The organism is Pseudomonas sp. K8 (assembly GCF_014889455.1).
Classification (GTDB): domain Bacteria; phylum Pseudomonadota; class Gammaproteobacteria; order Pseudomonadales; family Pseudomonadaceae; genus Aquipseudomonas; species Aquipseudomonas veronii.
The window spans coordinates 26,343-46,641 of sequence record NZ_VJWO01000050.1; the positions used below are offsets into that span (position 1 = coordinate 26,343).

Genomic DNA, 20,299 nt, shown 5'->3' on the forward strand with positions numbered 1-20,299 from the left:
GAATTGCGCGCAAAAAAAAGCCAGCACATGGCTGGCTTCGGCTTTCAGGAACAGATCATTCGGCTTCTGCGGCCGCCTCAACGTCGTGCGCAATAAGCGAGACAAGGGCATTTTGCTGGCGGTGGGAGAGCTGACGAAAACGCTGCAGCAGTTCGCGTTCGTGCAGTGACAGCTCTGGGCTGTCCAGGCGCATGCTTAGCTCTTCGCCCAACGCACCTTCCTGAATGAGGCTCTGCTCCAGGCGCGCGATGATTTCGGAGTTCATGCTGCGGTGATGATTGCGAGCCACCTCGGCAATGCGTTCCCGCATTCCGTCTGGCAGACGTACGACGAACTTGTCAGCCGTGCGGCTGGAATAAATTGCCTGTTTCAATGGGCGCATATATTTAACCGGTTAGTTCAGGGGAGCGGTTATTGGAATTGGCCGCAAGATGAGTGTTAAGACAAGGCTCACGACCAAAGTTCAACCTGAATTGCAAAGAGGCCGCATCATGCCTCAGTTTTGCCGGTTCCTTGGCGTCAATTCTGTGACAAATATTGAACTGCCTAAAGGCTTTATGCCAGTACTGATTTGCTTTTTTGCGGACTGGTTGGAAAACTTTTTTGCGAGTGATCGTCACAATTCATCGTCCCGCAAGCCGTTGCTGCCAAGGGGTTTGGGGCGCATATCGTATCGTGATATGGCCTTTTGCCCTTGTTTTTAAGACTAGTGGCAATTTGCCGATTTACTAGTGCGAGGCGACATAAGGTAGGTGTGCCGGCGAGCGAAAATCAGCGCAGCACGGGGTCGAATCTGATTCGGCGGCCGACGATCAGCGTCAACAGCAGGAAGCTGCCGAACACGACGCTGGTGATGAGGGCGGTGGTGCGAGCGTCCTGGGACGAGGTAGACATGCCCAGCACGGCAGTCATGACGGTCAGGCACAAAAACAGCCAGGCGGCTTTGGACATGGAAGGCTTCCTCAGAAAACCCAGTGTTCAGTTGCGGGCGCGGCCTGAGTGCTTTGGGCCAGGCGCACGGGCGATTGCGGGTTGGCCGTCATCACCGCCAATTGCGGACGTTGTTGCAGATGATGCGGCACGGGCTGGCGGATCTGCGCGGTGTCATCGCTACCGTTCGACTGAAAATGAAACATCACCAGTGCGGCCAGGGCGACGGTATTGAGAGCCAACAGAAGGGTGCTGTTCATCGTCATCTTCTCCGCAACGGGTCCAGCCGAATGGTTTTGTAGGAGAAGTATTGCAGATGCCGTGCCAATGTTTTATTTCAATAAAATCAATGGTTTGAGTTTAATCTAAACAGCGCTCGGGTTGCAATTTGCAATGCTGGCATTTTGGTGTAGTGCATTTTGCACGATGGCCTCGGATGCCCGGGTTTGCTGGGCGAAACCGTGATCCGTGGCGCAAGCATTGGCTTACACTCAAAAAGCCCACGGATGACATGACAAAACCCACCTCGGCCGTTAACATGCACGCCGTCCGTCGCAGCGCCGTTGGCCCGATGGTTGTCATTTGTCCCAGTAGCTCAATTGGATAGAGCATCCCCCTCCTAAGGGGAAGGTTGGCCGTTCGAACCGGCCCTGGGACACCATACAAATAGAGCCTCTCGCGCCGATCCACTGCCAGCTCATTTTTCCCCGTGACAGCGGTGTGCAACAGACAAGGCCAACAAAAAAGCCCCGCCGGGTATTGCTCCGGCGGGGCTTTTTTGTTTTTGAATGGGCGACTCACTTAATCAGGGTCCAAAGGTGAGCCAGGGTCACACTCGTTCGTTTGCTCGTCGAGAGATGCTCGACTGCACGCGTCTATCGCCCACCGAGCATGGTCGAGTGAGGTCACGCAGGCCAGTCTTGCTCACATCATGAACAAATAGGCCATGAGCAAAACGCCAAGAATTGCAGTGATGACATTAATGCCAGGGCCGGTATTGACGCTGTAGCCAAGGGGGATCTCAACGGGTTTGAGGGTCTTGACCACCTTTTTGTATTGCCAGGATGACCAGCAGGCAACCCAGGAGCCCAGCATCAGAAAGGTCAGCCCGATCCAGAATGAAAAATGTTTTCCGGGAGAGCCCGAAGCGTCCGGTTTCAGCATCTGGAGCAGTAGCCCGGATCGTTCAATCACAAAGCCAAATGCCATCAGCGAAAGGCTGGTTCGGTTCCATGCCAGCAACGTGCGCTCGGCGGCAAAGAACACGCGCGGATCGTTCAGGTCGGACATTGAGATTTCCTTGTTCACACAGCTTTTGAAACGACGCCACGCAGAATAGCTTTAAACAAAACCACTCGAGGTGTCCGTTGATAGATCCAGCTGTTGGGATCAACGCACATATGCCCAGCGTAGCGTCCCGTGCTTGGCGCATAGCCACAAAATCGGCTGCGCCAATGCCCTCGTGCACGTGAACGCTATGGTTTTTTTGCTCAGCAACGGTTACAGGTTTGGATGCCCAGCAACCTGTACAAAGGGCAGAAACGGAAAATACCGGTAGCCAATGGCACTAAGCCGATCCAGCCCCACCAGCCGATCACGCCCGACAGACTGAGGCCAATGAGAACCAGGCCGACGACAATGCGCAGGCTACGGTCAATGGTTCCAAGGTTCGCTTTCATGACGATCTCCCGATCAGTGGTTGCGCCGGGTCTCCAGCGCAGTAAACAACAACATGCCGGCCAGCATGGCCAACATGAACACGATTGCTTGCCAGCGTCCTGTCAGCAGAATTGCCACCGCAGGGCCTGGACAGATGCCTGCTATTCCCCAGCCGATGCCGAACAGCAGGCTGCCGCCGATCAGGCGCGGGTCCAACTCACGCTTGGTCGGCAGTTGCATTGGCTTTCCCAGCAGCGAGCGGGATTGGTGGCGCGCCCAGGTCAGCGGGCCAATGGCGACGCCAATCGCCCCGATCATGACCAGCGCGAGGGAAGGGTCCCAGGCACCGGCCAGATCCAGGAAAGCCAATACTTTGCTCGGGTTGGCCATGCCTGCCAGCAGCAGTCCCAGGCCGAACAGCAGGCCAGCAATGAATGCGGTCAGTTTGTTCATATCCAGGCTCCCAGCAGATGACGCAGGACAAATACGCTAAGGAAACCGCTGAACATAAAGCAGGCAGTGGCGACCATCGATCGCGGCGAAAGGCGCGATATGCCGCACACGCCGTGGCCGCTGGTGCAACCTGAACCGTAGCGTGTACCGATACCCACCAATACCCCGGCGACGATCAGCCCGACCCCGCCGCTCTGGAATTCAATCGGCGGCAGCGCGGCGAACAAGCCCCATAGAAGCGGCGCGACGAGCAGGCCGAGGAGAAACAGCGCTTTCTCACCCGCACCTTCGCTGCCCCGTTGTAAAAGACTGCCGATCAAACCGCTGATGCCGGCGATACGCCCGTTGGCGACGACGAAAAGGCTGGCCGCCAGGCCAATCAATGCGCCGCCTGCAAGGGATGACCAGGGAGTGAAGTTGAGCCAGTCGATATTCATGAGGCTTCTCCAGCGCAAAATTGTTGATACAAGGTTTGGATGACTGCCAATGCCGCCGGGCTGCTGATGCGATAGAACACCTGCTTTCCTTCTCGGCGCGTATCCACCAGGCCTTCGCGGCGCAGCACCGCCAACTGCTGAGAAAGCGTCGGTTGTTGTATCCCGAGCAGCGACTCCAGATCGCCGACATTGCGCTCGCCTTGGGATAGCTGGCAGAGCAGGATCAAGCGATCCGGATTGGCCAGAGCCTTGAGGAATTGGCTGGCAGCATCGGCGTTGGCGTGAAGCCGCTGGAGATCTGATTCGAGCATACGATTGATCACTAACTGGTCAGTTTGTTAAATTATAGTATATAAAAACAATAAGTGTATGTCAGCACCGATCTGCGTTCGTCGCTAGCAGGAGAGGTCGGGGGCTAAAGGCGAAGCGAAAGAGAGTGGTGCAGCTTTGCTGATCCGATGAGGTCGCTCTGCGCCATCGCAAGGCGACCGAATTGACCGAGCCCTGGGAGTCGACACCCCGCGGCTCAACGTCTGTCCCTTCAGTACGGTTTGGCTTGCCCGGCTTTCCTCAGGCTCTGTACCATCCGGGTCTGATCAGGACAGCGTTAGAAGGCCATCCTGTAGCCATTACCGCCGTTCCCGTTTGGACACCTCATGACCTACACAGAACTTAACGACCCCGCACTATTTTCTGCGCAGGAGAAAGACGCGTTTGAACCTTCGACCATCGTCCAGAATGATTTTTCTTCTGCACTTCTGAAGTACGGCCAGTCATCTTCTACACGCCCCCTCCTTCTGAACGGGGATTGCCTCGACGTATTGAAGTCGCTGCCGGACGAGTCGGTTGATTTTGCAATGACGTCGCCGCCGTACTGGGGGAAGCGGGAATATCAAAACGGCGGGATAGGCCTGGAAAAAGACTATCGGGATTTCGTAGCAGATCTTTGCGCTGTGTTTCTGGAACTCAAGCGCGTGCTGAAGTCGACGGGGTCGTTCTGGCTCAATCTCGGTGATTCTTATAGCGGTAAGGGGCTGCTCGGGATTCCTTGGCGAGTGGTTTTCGAGCTTACCGACAATCAAGGCTGGATACTTCGAAACAGCATCATATGGAACAAACTGAAAGGCGGCATGGACAACACCAAAGACCGGCTTGGCAATGTTCATGAGAACTTGTTTCACTTTGTGAAGCAGTCAAAAAACTATTATTACAATGCTGATGCCGTCCGGTCCAAGCCCAGAGAATCCAAAGTGGTAAATGGCTCGATAGTTTCCGCCACGGGCGTTTCGGGCGTGCGTTACAAGCGCCAGATCGAGTTGTCGACCGCGTTGAGCGACGCAGAAAAATTATCCGCACATGCCGCCCTGGCCGGCATCCTCGCAGATTTGTCTTGCGGTAAAGTATCAGACTTCCGGATGATCATTCGTGGCCAGCAAAGAGCGACGCACTCCGACAGTGAAAAAGTATCGGGACGAGCGAAGGAACTCAGGGATAAAGGTTATTACTTTCTTAAATACCACCCGAAGGGGAGTAAACCGTCTGACGTCTGGGACATTCTCCCGGAAGATTCGCAGGGCCGGGAAGCCCACTTTGCCCCCTATCCGGTCGACCTGTGCCGTATACCTTTATTGGCGACCTGCCCACCAGGCGGTATTGCAATCGACCCTTTCTGCGGTACGGGAACAACGATGGTCGCGGCGCAACGCTTAGGCTTGAAGTCGATCGGGATAGATATCTCCGAGCAGTATCTTGAGATGACCAAAGACAGGTGCAATACGCTGTTATGAGCAAAATAATAGAGTTGTTCGGGAAGGGTACGCATAATCGCTCCGTCGACTGGCAAGGCGTGATTGGCGCTCAACGCTGCGCCTATACCAACAAGCGTTGCTATAAAGTCAGGAAGTCCAACCCCGACATTTCTATCGGTACGTGCAGCGTGCTGTACGGAAAAGTGCCGGAACCGGTAATCATCTGTCCTGTCCGGCTAATCGAGCGCCGGCAGATTTTTACCGACTGTTTTCATCTATTGACGACCCATGAACCGGGGAACGAGCTTCACATCATCCCCGAAGTGTCGATCCCGGGGGGAAGTGTCGATTATTTCTTGGTGTCGGTAAAAGATGGAAAGGTGAAGGACTTCGTTGGCATCGAGCTGCAGACCCTCGATACGACCGGAACGGTCTGGCCAGAACGCCAGAGAATGCTGGAAACGCTAGGGATTTCCAGGTCGGACAGTGCTGAAGAGTCCAATAAAACCTTCGGCATGAACTGGAAAATGACCGCAAAAACCATCTTGGTTCAAATGCACCACAAAGTGCAGACATTTGAACACCTCAACAAGAAGCTGGTGTTGGTGGTCCAGGACAAGCTGCTGAGCTACATGACCAAGGAATTTAAATTCGACCATCTTGAAACACCGGCATTGATTGGCGACTCAATGCATCTTCATGCCTATAAAATGGATAATGCAGGTGCCGGCGACTATAAGATCTCGATGTCATCCCGACTCAGTACGGATGCGGACGGAATCGGTATGTGCCTGGGGCTCCAGGCAGAGGCCCGGGTAGAGCTTGAGCAAATATTGATTGGGCTGCAGACCAAGCTATCCGACCGCACGTTGTTCCAGGCAGTGGGGACGCCCGACAGTTTGGTGTGATACCGCCTGCGTGTGCGATTGCAAGAGGGCACCGAGTGGATGCCCCCTGTGCAGACGACGCTTTTAAAACGTCGCCTTGACCTGTAACCCCGCCGCCAGCGCGTTGTCACGTTTTTTGCCGGAAAACGCGCCGGGCTCGATGTAGTACTGCAGATCGGGGCGCAGCAGCAGCCAAGGTGTGACCTGTGCGCCGTAGTTGAGCTCAAGCATCTGCTCGCCGTTGTCGAGGTTGGCGATCATCTCGGCGTCTTCGAGGTTGGTCGCCTTGGCTTCTTGCACATCTCGTGTGCGTGAGTTGAGCACGGCGCGCCCATAGCCAAAAGAGATGGAGTCGTTCGGGCGGCTCGCGAAAGGCTTTTGTTTGACCAGGCCCACCGAATACCAGCGGCGCATCGGCGAGGTCGCCGCGTTGCTGCTGGCCGCTTGGCCGAAGAGGCGCAGTACGCTTTGCGGGTCTTGCTCATCCCGCCAGATGGCTTGGTCAATCAACACATAGGCGCCGGTACGGTTGTTGCTCTTTTGCGTACTGCCGATCTTGGGGGCGTTGGAGGTGTCGTAGTACCAACCGACTTTGTATTGGCCGTTCAGGAAGGCGTTGTTATTGAAGATCGCCTCCAGTGGCAAAATCGCTCCCGTAGTGCCGTTGCTGGGCATGGAGAACGCTTTGGACGAGCGCGTGTTGTATTCCGGGTTGACCTGGAACACGGCGGTTTGCAGCGTCAGTGACGGGTTGACGTCGTAACGCAACTCGCCGCCCCAATGTGCTGTCGGGTAGTTGCCCCAGCCACTGCCGCTCGACATGGTCAGTGGGTGTGCACAAAAACCGGCGCTCACAAAGTTGGTCAAGATGGGCATACCGCCGAAATCGGTGCCCATCACCATGAAGCCGAGTTTGGTGGAGAGGTCCGGCGAAAACAGGTTGCGTTGATAACTGAACTCGGTCAGCCGGGTGTATTCGCCGCCATAGTTTTCTTGCGACGACAGGCGGTTTCCAAGCAAGTCTTCGGTGGCGCTGTGGCCGCGACGGTCGTTAACGAGTACTTGCACCCGTCCCGCATCGGGGCTGTCGAGCAACTTACTCAGATCAAACTGGGCGCCTATGCGTATTTGTTGCGAATAGCGGGTGCCGCGCTTGATCCCGCCATGCAAGTTGGAAATCGTTTCGGAACTGTAGTCACCGGTCAGTTTGATGCCCTTGTCGGTCAACTTTTGGCGTTCACCGCCCCAGTCGCCAGTGAGTGTAGAGCGGTTCATCAGATCGTCGGCCAGTGCCGGGGATGGGGCGAAAAGGCATAGGGACAAACCGCTGCACAGGCTGCTGGTCAGCATGGCGCGGAAAGAAAAAAGCATTTGGATGTGCTCCGTTACAGAGAAAGTGGGGGAATAGCTCAACGGCCCGCGTTGTTTATCGGTTGCACCGTTCTTTTGTGACTTGGAAAAATAACCCCCGTAAACGGGGGTTATTTTCATGCAGTGGCAACTAACGCATTACGGCTTGATGTTGTCCGGCAATGCATAAGCAATGATGTAATCACCGACGTCAGGCGAATGGCTCATGCCACCGGCGGAGATGACCACGTACTGCTTCCCGGTGGTGGGCGACTGATAGATCAGTGGGGCGGCAACTGCGCCAACCGGCAGGCGGGCTTTCCAGACTTCTTTGCCGGTGGCCGAATCGAGCGCGCGCAGGTAGTAATCCTGGGTGCCCGCAAAGAACACCAGGCCAGAGGCTGTCGACGTCGGACCGCCGAGCGTCGGCATGCCCAGCGGAATCTGCAGGTGCGTCTTGATCCCCAGCGGGCCGGTGTCCTGCACGGTGCCCATGGGAACCTGCCAGAGCAGTTTCTGCGTATTGAGATCAATCGCACTCATGCTGCCGAAGGGCGGTGAGTTGCACGGCACGCCCAGTGGCGACTGGAGAATGTCGATTTTCACGCCGCCATAGATACCGGCGACTTGCGGGCGAATGGTGCCCATGAAACCCGGCACTTCATCGGTCGACACCTTGAACTTCTTGGTTTCTTCCTTGGTCACCAATGACATCCGCAGCGGCATCCGCATGTCGTTGACGAACATCGTGCCGGTGTTCTCATCGATGGAGATGCCACCCCAGTTCATCCCGCCCAGCAAGCCAGGCCATTCGATGTACGGCTTTTCGGTTGGCGGCGTAAACGGCCCCGCGTAAACCGAATCTTTGAACATGATCCGGCAATACAGTTGGTCGAATGTCGACACGCCCCACATCGACTTTTCAGTCAGTGGGTCGGCCCCGATCACCGGCATGCCGGCCGAGTACGGTTGCGTCGGCGACAAGTGTTCGCCTTCTGCCGCAGGAGAAGTCGGAACGGCACGCTCCTGCACCTCGGTGACCGGCTGGCCAGTACGACGATCCAGCACAAAAATCTGGCCGGTCTTGGTGGTCTGGATCAAGACGGGGGTTTTCACGCCTTGGGCATTCTTGATGTCATAGAGAACCGGCTGCGATGGCAGATCGTAATCCCATACATCATGGTGAATGAGCTGGTAGACCCATTTGGCTTTGCCGGTCGAGGCATCGACTGCCACGACGGCCGAACCAAATTTTTCTTTGACGGCGTTGCGATCACCGCCCCAATAGTCGGGCGGGCCATTGCCGGTCGGCAAGTAGACCAGGTTCAGCTCTTTATCGTAGGTCGGGATCGTCCATACGTTAGGTGTTTCCAGCGTGAACGGGTGATCGGCCGCGGTCGGGTCGGTGCCTTCGGGCGCGCCGACGTCCCATGCCCACACCAGCGCACCGCTCAGCACGTCGAAGGCACGCACGGCGCCGGAAGGCTCGCCTGCCACAATGTCGCGTACCCAACCGCCCACCACCGTCAGGTGGCCCATGACCACAGGCAGGGAGGTCGGGTGATAGCGCTTGCTGTTCTCGGTCGGGCCCATGCCTTTCTTGAGATCGACGTAACCGTTGTCACCAAAACTCTGGCACAGGTCGCCGGTGTGCGCGTCAAGTGCAAACAGGCGGGCATCCACCGACGACACCAGAATACGCTGGCGACATTGCTGCTGATCGGTATACGAGGCTTTGACCGCCGCGCTCAGGCTGTCGTCTTTATCGATGTCGTAATAGCCCACGCCGCGGCACGTCACATGCTCTTCGCTTTTGGCGTGAGGGTCGAACGTCCAGATCGCCTTGCCCGTATCGCCATCCAGCGCGGTGATCAGGTTTTCCGGGGTGCACGAATACAGCACGTTGCCGATCTGCAGCGGGGTGTTTTCATCAACGCCAGCGCCGGCGCCGGTGGTCCTACGTCCGGTTCTGTAGGTCCAGGCTACTTGCAGGTCCTTGACGTTTCCCGGCGTGATCTGCGTGTAAGGCGCAAACCGCGTCCCTGACGCATTGCGCCCGAAGAACTCCCAGTTTTCAGGCGCGCTGGCGGGGCTCGTGGCCTTGCTCGAGTCAGTCGCGGCCACAGGGTTCGAGATCCCGCCGTGCGGGTAGAACGCCGCAATGAAGGTGGCGATCAAGGCCAGGAATACGGCGAAGCCGAATCGGTTCGCCGTGCGCCGGGTGCTCAAGGCTGTTTCCGGGAATGCGGCACCGACCCACAAGCTGAGGGTCAGGATGATCGCCGGCACCACCAGGCGCGGCAGCAGTTGCCAGTAGCTGAACTGACCCACTTCGTAGAACGCCCACACACAGGTGGCGAGGAATATGACGACGGAGAGGGCGATGCTGATAGGTTTACGCAAGACAAACAGTGCCGCCAACAACAGATAGGCGAGGCCAGCCAGCAAGTAATAACTCGACCCGTCGAGTGCTACCAGCTTGAATCCGCCATAAATCAACGCCAGTGCCACGGCAAAAACAAGCAGGGAAAACAGTCCCCTTGCAATAGTGCTCATTGAGGATCTTCCAGAGTGAGATCGATGATCGTCTGTCATATTTGTATATGCTCAGTTGGGGAAATACGTAACGGTTTGCGCTATTTACCAACAACTTGGCCGAATATTGAGTTCGGCCTTTAGTTGGCCGGGTGCGGTTCTTCCATGATCCCGATAGGCTGGCTTGCCGACGGCAAGCGAGCTTTGGAAATCAGCGTAATAATTGGCCATCCCCGTATTCATGGTCTGGATGCCGACACTCTTTCGCCCCAGCCCTCCACGTTGAAAGCGCCGTTCGATAACGAACTGGATGCTTAATAGAGGCTGATTGAGTTTCGGCAGGAGGGATAACGAAAACGTTGGCGGCTGTATTACGCCCGCTTGACGACTGTCCACGTGCTCAGTCGCGAGTGAATCGTTCCGAAGGCTCTGTCGGCCTTGTTCGGGTTACATGCTTTACTCCGACTGATTCGCTGGTTAATCGCGGTGGATTAACGCGTAGACCAGTCTATAGCGCTGGTTTTTTGGATAAATCCATAAGACTGGAAAACAATGTTGATAAAACAGTAACAATTAGCGGCGATACGCATCGGCGACGCCGGCGTGCGGGTAATCATGTGCTGGCGCGGCGGGGGGGGCTTTTGGGGCGTGCTCGGTCTTTTCAACACTCGGTCGAACCTTGCGCGTGATCGAGGTTCACAGGTGGTGCGGCGAGTATTTCGCGCAACCTTGTACCTTGTGTGTCACCCAGTAGCGTCTGAGCTGTAGTCCATCGTTTTCACACAAAATATTCCCCGGAAACAGCGCCTGGTGCCTGTCCGGACCCGACCCCCGGGACTATCATGCCGGTAGCCCTGACCCTCACTGCAAGGAGCCGCTCGGAACGCCGATGCGCCAGATCTGGAAATCTTTTCGAGCCCTTTATTTCGCCTCCTTGATGATGCTGATCGGCTCCGGCCTGCTCAGTACGTACCTGGCCTTGCGCCTGGCGGCCGACAACGTCGACAGCCTGTGGGTCGGCGCGCTGATGGCGGCCAACTATTCCGGCCTGGTACTGGGCGGCAAGATCGGCCACCGCCTGATCGCCCGGGTCGGGCATATCCGCGCGTATGCCACCTGTGCCGGGATCGTCGGCGCGGCGGTGTTGGGCCATGGCCTGATCGACTGGCTGCCGGCCTGGATCGTGCTGCGGGTCATCGTGGGCCTGGGGATGATGTGCCAGTACATGGTCATCGAAAGCTGGCTTAACGAGCAGGCGGATGCCAAGCAGCGTGGCGTAGTGTTCAGCGGCTATATGATTGCGTCCTACCTTGGCCTGGTGCTGGGGCAGTTGATCCTGGTGATGCATCCCCAGCTCGGCCCCGAGTTGCTGATGCTGGTCGCGCTGTGCTTCGCCCTGTGCCTGGTGCCGGTGGCGATGACCCGGCGCATTCACCCGGCGCCCCTGCGTCCGGCGCCGATGGAGCCGCGTTTCTTTATCCAGCGGGTGCCGCAGTCGTTGAGCACGGTGCTGGGGGCGGGGTTGATCGTCGGTTCGTTCTACGGTTTGGCGCCGCTCTATGCGTCCCAGCAGGGGCTGAGCACCGAGCAGGTCGGTCTCTTCATGGGTAGCTGCATTTTTGCCGGGTTGGTGGTGCAGTGGCCGTTGGGCTGGCTGTCGGACCGTTACGATCGCGCACTGTTGATTCGCTGCTTCGCCCTGTGCCTGGCGGTGGCGGCATTGCCGTTGGCGATCCTGAGCAAGGTGCCGCTGGAAGTGCTGTTCGTGGCCGGGTTCCTGTGTTCGCTGGTGCAGTTCTGCCTGTACCCGCTGGCCGTGGCGTTTTCCAACGACCACGTCGAAGGCGATCGTCGGGTATCGCTGACGGCCATGCTGCTGGTGACCTATGGCGTGGGCGCCAGTATCGGGCCGTTGCTGGCTGGTGTGGTGATGAAGCTGTTTGGCAGCCAGATGCTGTACGCGTTTTTCAGCCTGTGCGCGCTGATCCTGGTGTGGCGTATCCGGCCTAAAGCGGTGACCAACCTGCATCAGGTCGACGATGCACCGCTGCAGCACGTGGCAATGCCTGACAGCATGTCCAGCTCGCCGCTGGTGGCGGCCCTCGATCCGCGGGTCGATGAGCAGATGGTGCAGGAGCAGATGCAGACGGCGGTTGTCGAGCCCGAGCCTGAAACCGACGCGGAATCACCGGCGGATGAGCCGCTCTTCGAAGGGCCGCCGGAACCACCGGGCCCGGATGAGCATCCCCACGGCCTGAGCAGGGCGCGCCCCTGAATGCAAAAACGGGCAGATCCCCAAAGGGTCTGCCCGTTTTTTATCGCGATCTGAATGCTTAAAAATCGTCGTCTTTGTCGAAGCGTCGTGCTTCGCGTTGCAACTGGTACACAAAACGCTCGACCTGGCGCTGCACCAGGCCGCTCATGTTGTGGAAGCGCACGCCGGCGAAGGTGGTGTTGATCTTCTCTTCGAAGTGCAGGTAACGCAGTTCGACCGAGGTGGTCATGCTGCCAAAGGGCAGTGCGGCGATAAAACGGTCGTAGACCTGGCCCAACTGCAGGCGCTCGGAAATATCGCCTTCAAAGCGCAATTTGCAGCCGGTGGCGGAGATATCCAGCAGCTTACCGCTGACCGGCGCCTTGAGTTTCTCGCCGCCCAACTCGATATTCACCAATTGCGCGAGTTTCAGCGCGGCGCGGAACGCATTGCGGCGCTGATGGTAGACCACTTCGTCCGGCATGTTGCCGCTGTAGATACGGTGGCCGCCTTTTTCGCTGATGCTCAGGGTGCCGTTGCTTTCCCAGGCAACGCGCACGCCGTCGTGAAAGCCTTCGATGCGGAAGGGTTCGCCATTCTCAAGGTAGCGTTCGCCATCGCGGGGGATCATTTCGTCCAGGGCCAGGGTCTTGCTGTCCCGGTCGACGTCGACCAGGTAGCTTTGAAAGCGCTGGCTGCGTTCATGGAAGGTGATGATCAGCGGGTCATGGCTTTCTTGCAGCATGCGCAAGGTGCCAGCGATTTCCAGAGGCGTGGTGAACACCTTGGGTGGCTGCGGAGCTTCTTCCGCATTAAGGGCGTTGAACACGGTTCTTCCATCTCCTGACAAAATACGACTACACGCAAGAACCATCATTTTGCCAGTATGTCGCACGCCTTGGATAGGGCGCACGTTAAACCGACGTCAGGCTTGGCTGCGGGTGCTTGGCTTGACCAGGCGCGAGGTAGAGCCTTGGGCGTTATACAGGGCCGGAGGTTCGCCGCCATGGAGTATGCGCAACTGATTGGCGGTCGTGGCTTGCTGAAGCTGGATCGACTGACCGTTGAGCAGGTTGGCTTCCTGACACTGGGTGAGTAATTGATTGAGTTCTTTGCTCTGGGCCAGCAACCGATCGCCGACCGAGGAATGACTGGCCAACTGAGCGAGGCCGTCTTGATCTGCCGGTAGGCCGAGGCTGACGAGAATCTGGCTACGCTTCTTGCCGTGCTGTTCCAGCAGGACAATCAGCGACTGCTTACGCGCCAGGATTTCTTCCAGCAGCGGCATATCCCGGCCATAGAGGGCCAGGGATTCTTCTTTGAGCAGCTCGAGCAATTGTTGCGTCGGCGCCAGATCATCAATGATCAGTTGAAGCAGATTTTCGTCGTGGTGCATGGCTGGCCTTGGGTTTTAAGCGTCCAAAAGCCTGGCGCAGGCCTTTGCCTAGCGCTCGGCTTCGAAGTTAAGCAGCTTGCTGGCTACACGGTTGCTGTCGACTTTATAGCTGCCATCGGCGATTGCCTGTTTCAATTCGGCCACACGGGCTTGATTGACGACGGGTTGATCGCGCAGCGAGTCAGTGACCTTCTGCAACTGTTGAGCCTCATTGCTCAGGTGTACGGATTCCCCGCTTTGGCTGGCGCCGGCCTGTTCCGCTTTGGCGGGCAGAGGCTGGGCCTTGGCGTCTACGCTGTCCTTGGTGCCGCTGGTGCGCGTAGTGCCTGGCAAAGCCGGGGCGTTATTCAAACGGCTGAAATCGATGACCATGATAAAAAAACCTCTGGGTATTTGGACGCTTGCCATGGTTTCGGCCATACCCGGACAAACTTTAGGCGCGATTGACAATAAACCTGCATGCACGAACGTCAGGCGTACAGTGTAGGAAAAGCTGGCGTCCTATTCCAGTGATCTATAAAGCCACCTCGACTTGGCCCGGCGCGGTGACCCGTGCCTTGATGACGCGGTTGGAGTTGAGGTTCTTGACCCGGATCTGTTCGCTCATGCCGCCGTTGGACAGCGCTTCGCCCGGCATCTTCACATTCAACCCGCCGCTGCTGGCGGAAATGATGACCTGGTCGCCCTTGCGAATGACTTCTGCCTGTTCAAGATGGACCAGGGTGATGACCTGGTCGGCGACCATTGGTCGGGTCAATCGTTGCCCGACAGCCTGGTCCACTGACGTCAGGTAACCCTGGTTGATCAGGCTGATGTCCCGTTCGCGCAAGATGACATCCTCATAGCCGATGATTCCGCTGCGTTTGAGCGGCCGCGACACCACGACGACATCACGGAACAGTTTGACCTGGGCGGGCACGAACACGGTCCAGGGCGAGGTCCCTTCACAGCGCACCTTGACCGTCACGCGACCAATGGGCTGGGCCGGGCTTTCCAGGCTGGCTGTCAATTCCTTGTCGCACATCGGCATGCGCAGGCGCGGATCCAATTGGTTGACCTGGATTTCATAGCGTCCTGGCGTCTGGGTGGTTGCCAGATAATCTTCTACAGTGAATTCAAGAAAGCCTTGGGTGACGCCGATAAGTAGATCAGGCAAGGTGACGTCGGCGGCGCGGGCAGTGATGCCTGCGCCCACGGCAAACAACGCCATCCAGGCGCAGAGCAATCTGCGATACCGTGAGTGGCGAGTGCGTCGGGAAACTGTCGTTTTCATATCCATAGCCAATAAAAAGCAAAGCTCGTGCCGTTTAGTGTTGGGTGCGCGTCGTACCCCCAAAGGTTTTAGCGTAGGAGTCTGGGCATGGCAGGTGTAATGGATTCAGTAAACCAGCGTACACAGCTGGTAGGGCAGAATCGCCTGGAGTTGTTGCTTTTTCGCCTGGACGGCAAGCAGCTCTATGGCATCAACGTGTTCAAAGTGCGGGAAGTGCTGCAGTGTCCCAAGCTGACGATCATGCCCAAGTCGAGCCCGGTGGTGTGTGGCGTAGCCAACATCCGTGGCGCGACCATCCCGATTCTCGACCTGGCATTGGCCACGAGTTCGGCCGGCCTGCAAGACCGCGAGAACCCGTTTGTGATCATTACCGAATACAACACCAAGACCCAGGGTTTCCTGGTGCGCTCGGTGGAACGTATCGTCAACATGAACTGGGAAGAGATCCATCCGCCGCCCAAGGGCACCGGTCGCGATCACTACCTCACGGCGGTGACGCGAGTAGACAACCAGTTGGTCGAAATCATCGACGTGGAGAAAATCCTCGCCGAAGTCGCACCGACTTCCGAAGCGATTTCGGTTGGCGTCGTCGATGCCGAAACGGCGCACAAGGCGGTTTCGCTGCGGGTGCTGACGGTGGACGACTCCTCGGTGGCGCGCAAACAGGTGACCCGTTGCCTGCAAACCATCGGCGTTGAGGTGGTGGCGCTCAACGATGGCCGCCAGGCGCTGGATTACCTGCGCAAACTGGTGGATGAAGGCAAGAAGCCGGAAGAAGAATTCTTGATGATGATTTCCGACATCGAGATGCCGGAAATGGACGGCTATACCCTCACGGCTGAAATACGCAACGATCCACGCATGCAAAAATTGCATATCATCCTGCATACTTCGTTGTCGGGCGTATTCAATCAGGCGATGGTCAAGAAGGTCGGTGCTGACGACTTCCTGGCTAAGTTCCGCCCTGATGACCTGGCATCCCGGGTAGTCGACCGGATCAAGGCAGCAGATCACGGCTAGGGGAATTTCCCTGGCGGTCACACGATTTAAGAGGCGGTATCATTGTCTACGGGTAATTTGGATTTCGAACAGTTCCGGGTCTTCCTGGAAAAAGCCTGTGGCATATTGCTCGGTGAAAACAAGCAGTATCTGGTATCCAGCCGTCTCAACAAACTGATGGAACAGCAGGGCATCAAGTCCCTCGGTGAGTTGGTCCAGCGGATTCAGAGCCAGCCGCGCAGCGGGCTCAAGGAAATGGTGGTCGATGCCATGACCACCAACGAAACCCTATGGTTTCGCGACACCTACCCCTTTGAGGTACTCAAGAGCAAAGTGTTGCCCGAGGCGATCAAGGCCAGCCCGGGTCAGCGTTTGCGGATCTGGTCGGCAGCCTGTTCCTCGGGGCAGGAACCGTACTCGATTTCGATGGCGATCGACGAGTTCGAACGAACGAACATGGGCCAGTTGAAGGCCGGCGCGCAAATTGTCGCCACCGATCTGTCGGGCACCATGCTCACCAACTGCAAGACCGGCGAGTACGACAGCCTGGCCCTGGGCCGCGGTTTGTCCCCGGAACGCCTGCAGCGTTACTTCGACCCGAAAGGGGCGGGGCGCTGGGCGGTCAAGGCGCCGATCAAGAACCGGGTGGAGTTTCGCTCGTTCAACCTGCTCGACAGCTACGCCAGCCTGGGCAAGTTCGACATGGTGTTCTGCCGTAACGTGCTGATCTACTTCTCGGCCGAAGTGAAGAAAGACATCCTGCTGCGCATCCACGGCACGCTCAAGCGCGGGGGGTATCTGTTCCTCGGTGCATCCGAGGCGCTGAACGGCCTGCCGGATCATTTCCAGATGGTGCAGTGCAGTCCTGGGATCATTTACCAGGCCAAGTAAGTCACACGCAGTCAAAGTGTGGGAGGGGGCTTGCCCCCGATAGCGGTGTGTCAGTCTCAGCATCTATGACTGAACCACCGCTATCGGGGGCAAGCCCCCTCCCACATTTGTTTTGCTGCAAGGTAAAAGCGGCAACTCCCGATTGCCGCTTTACTGGCGCCACGCGGAAGCCGCTTGCCGCTTTTCTGGCATTGCCGCCGGCAATCTCTGCGTAACCCCTTGATATATGGGCTTTAGCCAGATTGGCATGCACCTTGCTATAACCCTGTTAACGAACAGCAGGTCAGCCTAAAGGTTTCCGCCATGAGCATCAGCTTCGATAAAGCGCTCGGTATCCACGAACAAGCCCTCGGCTTTCGCGCCCAGCGTGCCGAAGTCCTGGCCAACAACATTGCCAACGCCGACACCCCGAACTACAAGGCTCGGGACCTGGACTTCTCCGCCGTGCTCGCCGCACAGCAGGACAAGACCAAGAACGGCACCTTCGCCTTGAACATGACCAACAGCCGTCATATCGAAGCGCAAGGCCTGAGCAGTGGCGACGAATCGCTGCTGTATCGCACGCCGATGCAGCCTTCGATCGACCAGAACACCGTCGACGCGCAGTTGGAGCAATCGGCCTACGCCGAGAACTCGGTGAACTTCCAGGCCAGCTTCACCCTGCTCAACAGCAAATTCAAAGGGCTGATGTCAGCCCTGCGTGGAGAGTAAGCCATGTCCTTAGCCAGTGTTTTCAATATTGCCGGTAGTGGCATGAGCGCGCAGACCACGCGCCTGAATACCGTCGCCAGTAACATCGCCAACGCCGAGACGGTGTCTTCGAGCATCGACCAGACCTACCGCGCCCGTCACCCGGTGTTCGCCACCATGTTTCAGGGCGGCCAGAGCAGCGGCGGCGATTCGCTGTTCCAGAATCAGGACGCTGCCGGGCAAGGCGTGCAGGTACTCGGCGTGGTTGAAGACCAGAGCAATCTGGAAGCGCGCTATGAGCCTAATCACCCTGCGGCGAACGAAAAAGGCTACGTGTACTACCCGAACGTCAACGTGGTCGAGGAAATGGCTGACATGATCTCTGCCAGTCGCTCGTTCCAGACCAATGCGGAAATGATGAACACCGCCAAAACCATGATGCAGAAGGTCCTGACCCTGGGTCAGTGATAAGGGGCGCCAAACAATGGCCATTGTTGATACGACGAACAACTCGGCAGTCCAGGACCTGTTCAACAGCAAGGTCAAGACTGCGACGGACAACAGCAGCCTCAGCACCGCCACCAAGACGGCAACGGGCAACCAGTCGCTGGGCAAGGATGCGTTCCTGCAACTGTTGGTGACCCAACTGAAGAACCAGAACCCGCTGTCGCCTCAGGACAACGGTGCGTTCGTGGCTCAGTTGGCGCAGTTCAGTAGCCTGGAAGGCATCAACACCCTGAACGACTCGGTAAACAGCATCTCCAGCAACTTCAGCTCGTCGCAAGCATTGCAGGCTTCGTCGCTGGTCGGTCGCTCGATCATTACCCAGACCGACAAGGCGCTGGTGGACACCAGCAAGAGCATGACCGGCTCGGTCGCAGTGACGGCGGCAACGGGCAACGTCTCGGTCAAGATTACCGACAAAGACGGTGTCGTGGTGCGTACCCTCGATATGGGCGCACAGAGCGCGGGCAGTTCCGACTTCATCTGGGATGGCAAGAACGCCAACGGTGAGGTCGCCCCGGCAGGGACTTACACCTTTACGGCCACCACCAAGAATGACGCGGGCGACGCAGTGGCTCTGGCCACTTCGCTGCCGGCGACGGTCACCAGCGTGACCCTGAGCAAGACCGGCGGCGAAATGCTGCTCAACCTTGCGGGCGGCATGGGCAGCGTCAAGCTGTCGCAAATTCAGACTATCGGTACATAGAGCCGGCTAAATACGGCAGAGGGAGAGAAACATGTCTTTTAACATCGGCCTGAGCGGCCTCTATGCAGCCAACAAACAACTGGACGTGACCGGCAACAACATCGCCAACGTCGCGACCACTGGCTTCAAATCGTCTCGTGCGGAATTCGCGGACATCTACGCGGCGTCCAAGCTGGGCACCGGCCAGAACAGCATCGGTAACGGTGTGAACCTGGCGGCCGTGTCCCAGCAATTCACCCAGGGCGACGTCAACAACAGTGGCGGTATCCTGGACATGGCGATCCAGGGCGGTGGCTTCTTCGTACAGAAGGGCAGCGACGGTTCGCTGGAATACACCCGTAGCGGTGCTTTCCGTGCGGACAAAGACGGCTACATCACCAACAACACCGGTACTTCGCGCCTGCAAGGCTACGCGGCGGATGACAACGGCAAGATCGTCAAGGGCGGCTTGGTCGACCTGCAACTCAACTTGTCGAACCTGCCGCCAAAAGCCTCCAGCACCGTCGATTCCAGCAGTAACCTGAACTCCTCGGAGCCGGTGATCGACCAGGTGGCCAAGCCATTCAACCCAACCGACACCAAGACCTTCACCACCCAGTACAGCACCACCTTGTACGACACCCAAGGCAACGCTCACCCGATGGTGCAGTACCTGGTGAAGACGGACTCCAACCAATGGAAGTCCTACACCTTGATCGACGGGCGTAACCCTGACGGTACCCCGATCAGTGGCGCAGGCGCGGTGGCACCTGTCGCGTCGACCCTGACGTTCGACACGGCCGGTAAGCTCGCTGGCGTGGTCACCCCGCCCAGCATAGTCTCCAACACCACCCTGACCATTTCAAACTGGAAACCGGGCACCGTGACCGACGGTGTATGGACGGCTAACGGCGCCGCGGCCAACACCGGCGGTATTGCGGTCAACATGGCGAATATCACCCAGTACAATTCGGCCAGCTATCGCAACCCGCCGGTCACCGATGGCTATGCCACCGGCCAGATCACCGGGCTGAAAATCGACGGCAGCGGTGTACTGTTCGCCACCTTCAGCAACCAGCAGAGCAAGGCCATTGGCCAGATCTCCCTGGCCAGCTTCAACAACGAACAAGGCCTGCAACCGGCAGGCGGCACGGCCTGGAGAGAGACGTTTGCCTCGGGCCAACCGGGATACGACACCCCTCAAGCCGGCACCCTCGGTTCGATCGTGGCCAACTCCCTGGAGAACTCCAACGTCAACCTGACCAACGAGCTGGTGGACCTGATCAAGGCCCAGAGCAACTACCAGGCGAACGCCAAGACCATCTCCACCCAGAGCACCATCATGCAGACCATCATCCAGATGACCTGATGCGCTAACGCTGCACAAGAAGCCCCTCGATCGAGGGGCTTTTTTTTGCGTTTTATTTGGCATCAGGACCTTTTCCCACCCCCGATGCGGTTACGAGGTGACACGCCTTTGTTGGAACGCACCACACCTGTCTTTCCACCTATCAAGCCGAGAAGCGTTGGGTTGTTTCATTACCTGGGAGAGGCGGTATGTGGAATTCATCGATATCCGGCCAAGGGGCTGGGGGGATGCGTTACGAG

Annotated in this window: 24 protein-coding genes and 1 tRNA gene; 11 read left to right on the forward strand and 14 right to left on the reverse strand. The window is 57.7% G+C overall.

The window, feature by feature from the left end:
* Positions 1-55 precede the first annotated feature (55 nt).
* The 3 genes from INT12_RS25285 to INT12_RS25295 form a co-directional block, all read right to left on the reverse strand.
* Positions 56-382: an Arc family DNA-binding protein gene (locus tag INT12_RS25285; RefSeq protein WP_017849200.1), complete on the reverse strand. Its 327-nt coding sequence runs from the start codon at positions 380-382 to the stop codon at positions 56-58.
* Between the two features lie 389 nt (positions 383-771).
* Positions 772-951, reverse strand: a complete 180-nt coding sequence (locus INT12_RS25290; RefSeq protein WP_126587263.1) for a PA3371 family protein — start codon at positions 949-951, stop codon at positions 772-774.
* Between the two features lie 11 nt (positions 952-962).
* Complete coding sequence (locus INT12_RS25295) at positions 963-1,190, reverse strand: hypothetical protein (protein ID WP_017849198.1); 228 nt, start codon at positions 1,188-1,190, stop codon at positions 963-965.
* A gap of 324 nt (positions 1,191-1,514) precedes the next feature.
* On the opposite strand from INT12_RS25295, the gene INT12_RS25300 reads away from it, so the two are divergent.
* Positions 1,515-1,591: transfer RNA gene (locus tag INT12_RS25300), tRNA-Arg, on the forward strand.
* A 263-nt stretch (positions 1,592-1,854) separates the two neighbouring features.
* On the opposite strand, the gene INT12_RS25305 is transcribed toward INT12_RS25300, so the two are convergent.
* From INT12_RS25305 to INT12_RS25325, 5 genes are all read right to left on the reverse strand, one after another.
* Positions 1,855-2,220 (reverse strand): YidH family protein, encoded by a 366-nt coding sequence (locus INT12_RS25305; protein ID WP_017849188.1) that lies wholly within the window; start codon positions 2,218-2,220, stop codon positions 1,855-1,857.
* A gap of 200 nt (positions 2,221-2,420) precedes the next feature.
* Positions 2,421-2,609: a DUF2892 domain-containing protein gene (locus INT12_RS25310; protein ID WP_017849187.1), complete on the reverse strand. Its 189-nt coding sequence runs from the start codon at positions 2,607-2,609 to the stop codon at positions 2,421-2,423.
* A gap of 13 nt (positions 2,610-2,622) precedes the next feature.
* Positions 2,623-3,042, reverse strand: a complete 420-nt coding sequence (locus INT12_RS25315; RefSeq protein WP_017849186.1) for a DUF6691 family protein — start codon at positions 3,040-3,042, stop codon at positions 2,623-2,625.
* The gene (locus INT12_RS25320; RefSeq protein WP_017849185.1) at positions 3,039-3,479 is read right to left on the reverse strand and encodes a YeeE/YedE family protein; all 441 of its coding nucleotides are present in this window, start codon (positions 3,477-3,479) and stop codon (positions 3,039-3,041) included. The genes INT12_RS25315 and INT12_RS25320 overlap by 4 nt, the downstream gene beginning before the upstream one ends.
* Positions 3,476-3,790: an ArsR/SmtB family transcription factor gene (locus INT12_RS25325; protein ID WP_017849184.1), complete on the reverse strand. Its 315-nt coding sequence runs from the start codon at positions 3,788-3,790 to the stop codon at positions 3,476-3,478. Before INT12_RS25325 ends, INT12_RS25320 begins: the two co-directional genes overlap by 4 nt.
* A gap of 345 nt (positions 3,791-4,135) precedes the next feature.
* Between INT12_RS25325 and INT12_RS25330 the strand changes: the two genes are divergently transcribed.
* Both INT12_RS25330 and INT12_RS25335 read left to right on the forward strand, forming a co-directional pair.
* Positions 4,136-5,266: a DNA-methyltransferase gene (locus tag INT12_RS25330; protein ID WP_017849183.1), complete on the forward strand. Its 1,131-nt coding sequence runs from the start codon at positions 4,136-4,138 to the stop codon at positions 5,264-5,266.
* Positions 5,263-6,135: a NotI family restriction endonuclease gene (locus INT12_RS25335; RefSeq protein ID WP_017849182.1), complete on the forward strand. Its 873-nt coding sequence runs from the start codon at positions 5,263-5,265 to the stop codon at positions 6,133-6,135. Before INT12_RS25330 ends, INT12_RS25335 begins: the two co-directional genes overlap by 4 nt.
* Before the next feature lie 63 nt (positions 6,136-6,198).
* Here the strand turns inward: INT12_RS25335 and INT12_RS25340 are convergent, their stop codons facing one another.
* Both INT12_RS25340 and INT12_RS25345 read right to left on the reverse strand, forming a co-directional pair.
* Positions 6,199-7,485 carry a carbohydrate porin gene (locus tag INT12_RS25340; protein ID WP_193059066.1) on the reverse strand — a complete coding sequence of 429 codons (1,287 nt, stop codon included), beginning with the start codon at positions 7,483-7,485 and terminating at the stop codon, positions 6,199-6,201.
* Between the two features lie 138 nt (positions 7,486-7,623).
* Positions 7,624-10,020 carry a membrane-bound PQQ-dependent dehydrogenase, glucose/quinate/shikimate family gene (locus tag INT12_RS25345; RefSeq protein WP_264294548.1) on the reverse strand — a complete coding sequence of 799 codons (2,397 nt, stop codon included), beginning with the start codon at positions 10,018-10,020 and terminating at the stop codon, positions 7,624-7,626.
* Positions 10,021-10,164: 144 nt separating this feature from the next.
* Here INT12_RS25345 and INT12_RS25350 point away from each other — a divergent pair, with 144 nt between their 5' ends.
* The gene (locus tag INT12_RS25350) at positions 10,165-10,317 is read left to right on the forward strand and encodes a hypothetical protein (protein ID WP_193039948.1); all 153 of its coding nucleotides are present in this window, start codon (positions 10,165-10,167) and stop codon (positions 10,315-10,317) included.
* 571 nt (positions 10,318-10,888) lie between these two features.
* Positions 10,889-12,274: an MFS transporter gene (locus INT12_RS25355; protein WP_046382338.1), complete on the forward strand. Its 1,386-nt coding sequence runs from the start codon at positions 10,889-10,891 to the stop codon at positions 12,272-12,274.
* A 58-nt stretch (positions 12,275-12,332) separates the two neighbouring features.
* Here the strand turns inward: INT12_RS25355 and INT12_RS25360 are convergent, their stop codons facing one another.
* The 4 genes from INT12_RS25360 to flgA all read right to left on the reverse strand — a co-directional run bounded on the left by INT12_RS25360 (position 12,333) and on the right by flgA (position 14,928).
* Positions 12,333-13,082 carry a flagellar brake protein gene (locus INT12_RS25360; RefSeq protein WP_017849177.1) on the reverse strand — a complete coding sequence of 250 codons (750 nt, stop codon included), beginning with the start codon at positions 13,080-13,082 and terminating at the stop codon, positions 12,333-12,335.
* Positions 13,083-13,178: 96 nt separating this feature from the next.
* A complete protein-coding gene (locus tag INT12_RS25365) occupies positions 13,179-13,649 on the reverse strand; it encodes a flagella synthesis protein FlgN (RefSeq protein WP_017849176.1) in 471 nt (156 codons plus the stop codon).
* Between the two features lie 48 nt (positions 13,650-13,697).
* Complete coding sequence (flgM, locus tag INT12_RS25370) at positions 13,698-14,021, reverse strand: flagellar biosynthesis anti-sigma factor FlgM (RefSeq protein ID WP_017849175.1); 324 nt, start codon at positions 14,019-14,021, stop codon at positions 13,698-13,700.
* A gap of 142 nt (positions 14,022-14,163) precedes the next feature.
* Entirely contained in the window at positions 14,164-14,928 is a 765-nt protein-coding gene (gene flgA / locus INT12_RS25375; protein ID WP_032804943.1) for a flagellar basal body P-ring formation chaperone FlgA, read from the reverse strand.
* Positions 14,929-15,009: 81 nt separating this feature from the next.
* Here flgA and INT12_RS25380 point away from each other — a divergent pair, with 81 nt between their 5' ends.
* From INT12_RS25380 to flgE, 6 genes are all read left to right on the forward strand, one after another.
* The gene (locus tag INT12_RS25380; RefSeq protein WP_026140310.1) at positions 15,010-15,942 is read left to right on the forward strand and encodes a chemotaxis protein CheV; all 933 of its coding nucleotides are present in this window, start codon (positions 15,010-15,012) and stop codon (positions 15,940-15,942) included.
* 42 nt (positions 15,943-15,984) lie between these two features.
* A complete protein-coding gene (gene cheR, locus INT12_RS25385) occupies positions 15,985-16,812 on the forward strand; it encodes a protein-glutamate O-methyltransferase CheR (protein ID WP_026140309.1) in 828 nt (275 codons plus the stop codon).
* 303 nt (positions 16,813-17,115) lie between these two features.
* The gene (gene flgB, locus INT12_RS25390) at positions 17,116-17,523 is read left to right on the forward strand and encodes a flagellar basal body rod protein FlgB (RefSeq protein ID WP_003175633.1); all 408 of its coding nucleotides are present in this window, start codon (positions 17,116-17,118) and stop codon (positions 17,521-17,523) included.
* 3 nt (positions 17,524-17,526) lie between these two features.
* Positions 17,527-17,970, forward strand: a complete 444-nt coding sequence (gene flgC, locus INT12_RS25395) for a flagellar basal body rod protein FlgC (RefSeq protein WP_046382341.1) — start codon at positions 17,527-17,529, stop codon at positions 17,968-17,970.
* A gap of 16 nt (positions 17,971-17,986) precedes the next feature.
* Complete coding sequence (gene flgD / locus INT12_RS25400; RefSeq protein ID WP_046482146.1) at positions 17,987-18,712, forward strand: flagellar hook assembly protein FlgD; 726 nt, start codon at positions 17,987-17,989, stop codon at positions 18,710-18,712.
* A 31-nt stretch (positions 18,713-18,743) separates the two neighbouring features.
* Positions 18,744-20,060, forward strand: a complete 1,317-nt coding sequence (flgE, locus tag INT12_RS25405; protein WP_193039947.1) for a flagellar hook protein FlgE — start codon at positions 18,744-18,746, stop codon at positions 20,058-20,060.
* The last annotated feature ends 239 nt before the right edge of the window (positions 20,061-20,299 follow it).

What these genes read in the sequence shown, in the direction of transcription:
- INT12_RS25310 (WP_017849187.1), bottom strand. Translation starts at nt 2,609, where the DNA reads ATGAAAGCGAACCTTGGAACCATTGACCGTAGCCTGCGCATTGTCGTC.
- INT12_RS25345 (WP_264294548.1), bottom strand. Translation starts at nt 10,020, where the DNA reads ATGAGCACTATTGCAAGGGGACTGTTTTCCCTGCTTGTTTTTGCCGTG.
- INT12_RS25380 (WP_026140310.1), top strand. Translation starts at nt 15,010, where the DNA reads ATGGCAGGTGTAATGGATTCAGTAAACCAGCGTACACAGCTGGTAGGG.
- INT12_RS25290 (WP_126587263.1), bottom strand. Translation starts at nt 951, where the DNA reads ATGTCCAAAGCCGCCTGGCTGTTTTTGTGCCTGACCGTCATGACTGCC.
- INT12_RS25355 (WP_046382338.1), top strand. Translation starts at nt 10,889, where the DNA reads ATGCGCCAGATCTGGAAATCTTTTCGAGCCCTTTATTTCGCCTCCTTG.
- INT12_RS25305 (WP_017849188.1), bottom strand. Translation starts at nt 2,220, where the DNA reads ATGTCCGACCTGAACGATCCGCGCGTGTTCTTTGCCGCCGAGCGCACG.
- INT12_RS25330 (WP_017849183.1), top strand. Translation starts at nt 4,136, where the DNA reads ATGACCTACACAGAACTTAACGACCCCGCACTATTTTCTGCGCAGGAG.
- INT12_RS25320 (WP_017849185.1), bottom strand. Translation starts at nt 3,479, where the DNA reads ATGAATATCGACTGGCTCAACTTCACTCCCTGGTCATCCCTTGCAGGC.
- INT12_RS25340 (WP_193059066.1), bottom strand. Translation starts at nt 7,485, where the DNA reads ATGCTTTTTTCTTTCCGCGCCATGCTGACCAGCAGCCTGTGCAGCGGT.
- flgD (WP_046482146.1), top strand. Translation starts at nt 17,987, where the DNA reads ATGGCCATTGTTGATACGACGAACAACTCGGCAGTCCAGGACCTGTTC.
- INT12_RS25285 (WP_017849200.1), bottom strand. Translation starts at nt 382, where the DNA reads ATGCGCCCATTGAAACAGGCAATTTATTCCAGCCGCACGGCTGACAAG.
- INT12_RS25335 (WP_017849182.1), top strand. Translation starts at nt 5,263, where the DNA reads ATGAGCAAAATAATAGAGTTGTTCGGGAAGGGTACGCATAATCGCTCC.
- flgB (WP_003175633.1), top strand. Translation starts at nt 17,116, where the DNA reads ATGAGCATCAGCTTCGATAAAGCGCTCGGTATCCACGAACAAGCCCTC.
- INT12_RS25295 (WP_017849198.1), bottom strand. Translation starts at nt 1,190, where the DNA reads ATGAACAGCACCCTTCTGTTGGCTCTCAATACCGTCGCCCTGGCCGCA.
- INT12_RS25365 (WP_017849176.1), bottom strand. Translation starts at nt 13,649, where the DNA reads ATGCACCACGACGAAAATCTGCTTCAACTGATCATTGATGATCTGGCG.
- flgE (WP_193039947.1), top strand. Translation starts at nt 18,744, where the DNA reads ATGTCTTTTAACATCGGCCTGAGCGGCCTCTATGCAGCCAACAAACAA.
- flgA (WP_032804943.1), bottom strand. Translation starts at nt 14,928, where the DNA reads ATGGATATGAAAACGACAGTTTCCCGACGCACTCGCCACTCACGGTAT.
- INT12_RS25325 (WP_017849184.1), bottom strand. Translation starts at nt 3,790, where the DNA reads ATGCTCGAATCAGATCTCCAGCGGCTTCACGCCAACGCCGATGCTGCC.
- flgC (WP_046382341.1), top strand. Translation starts at nt 17,527, where the DNA reads ATGTCCTTAGCCAGTGTTTTCAATATTGCCGGTAGTGGCATGAGCGCG.
- flgM (WP_017849175.1), bottom strand. Translation starts at nt 14,021, where the DNA reads ATGGTCATCGATTTCAGCCGTTTGAATAACGCCCCGGCTTTGCCAGGC.
- INT12_RS25315 (WP_017849186.1), bottom strand. Translation starts at nt 3,042, where the DNA reads ATGAACAAACTGACCGCATTCATTGCTGGCCTGCTGTTCGGCCTGGGA.
- INT12_RS25350 (WP_193039948.1), top strand. Translation starts at nt 10,165, where the DNA reads ATGATCCCGATAGGCTGGCTTGCCGACGGCAAGCGAGCTTTGGAAATC.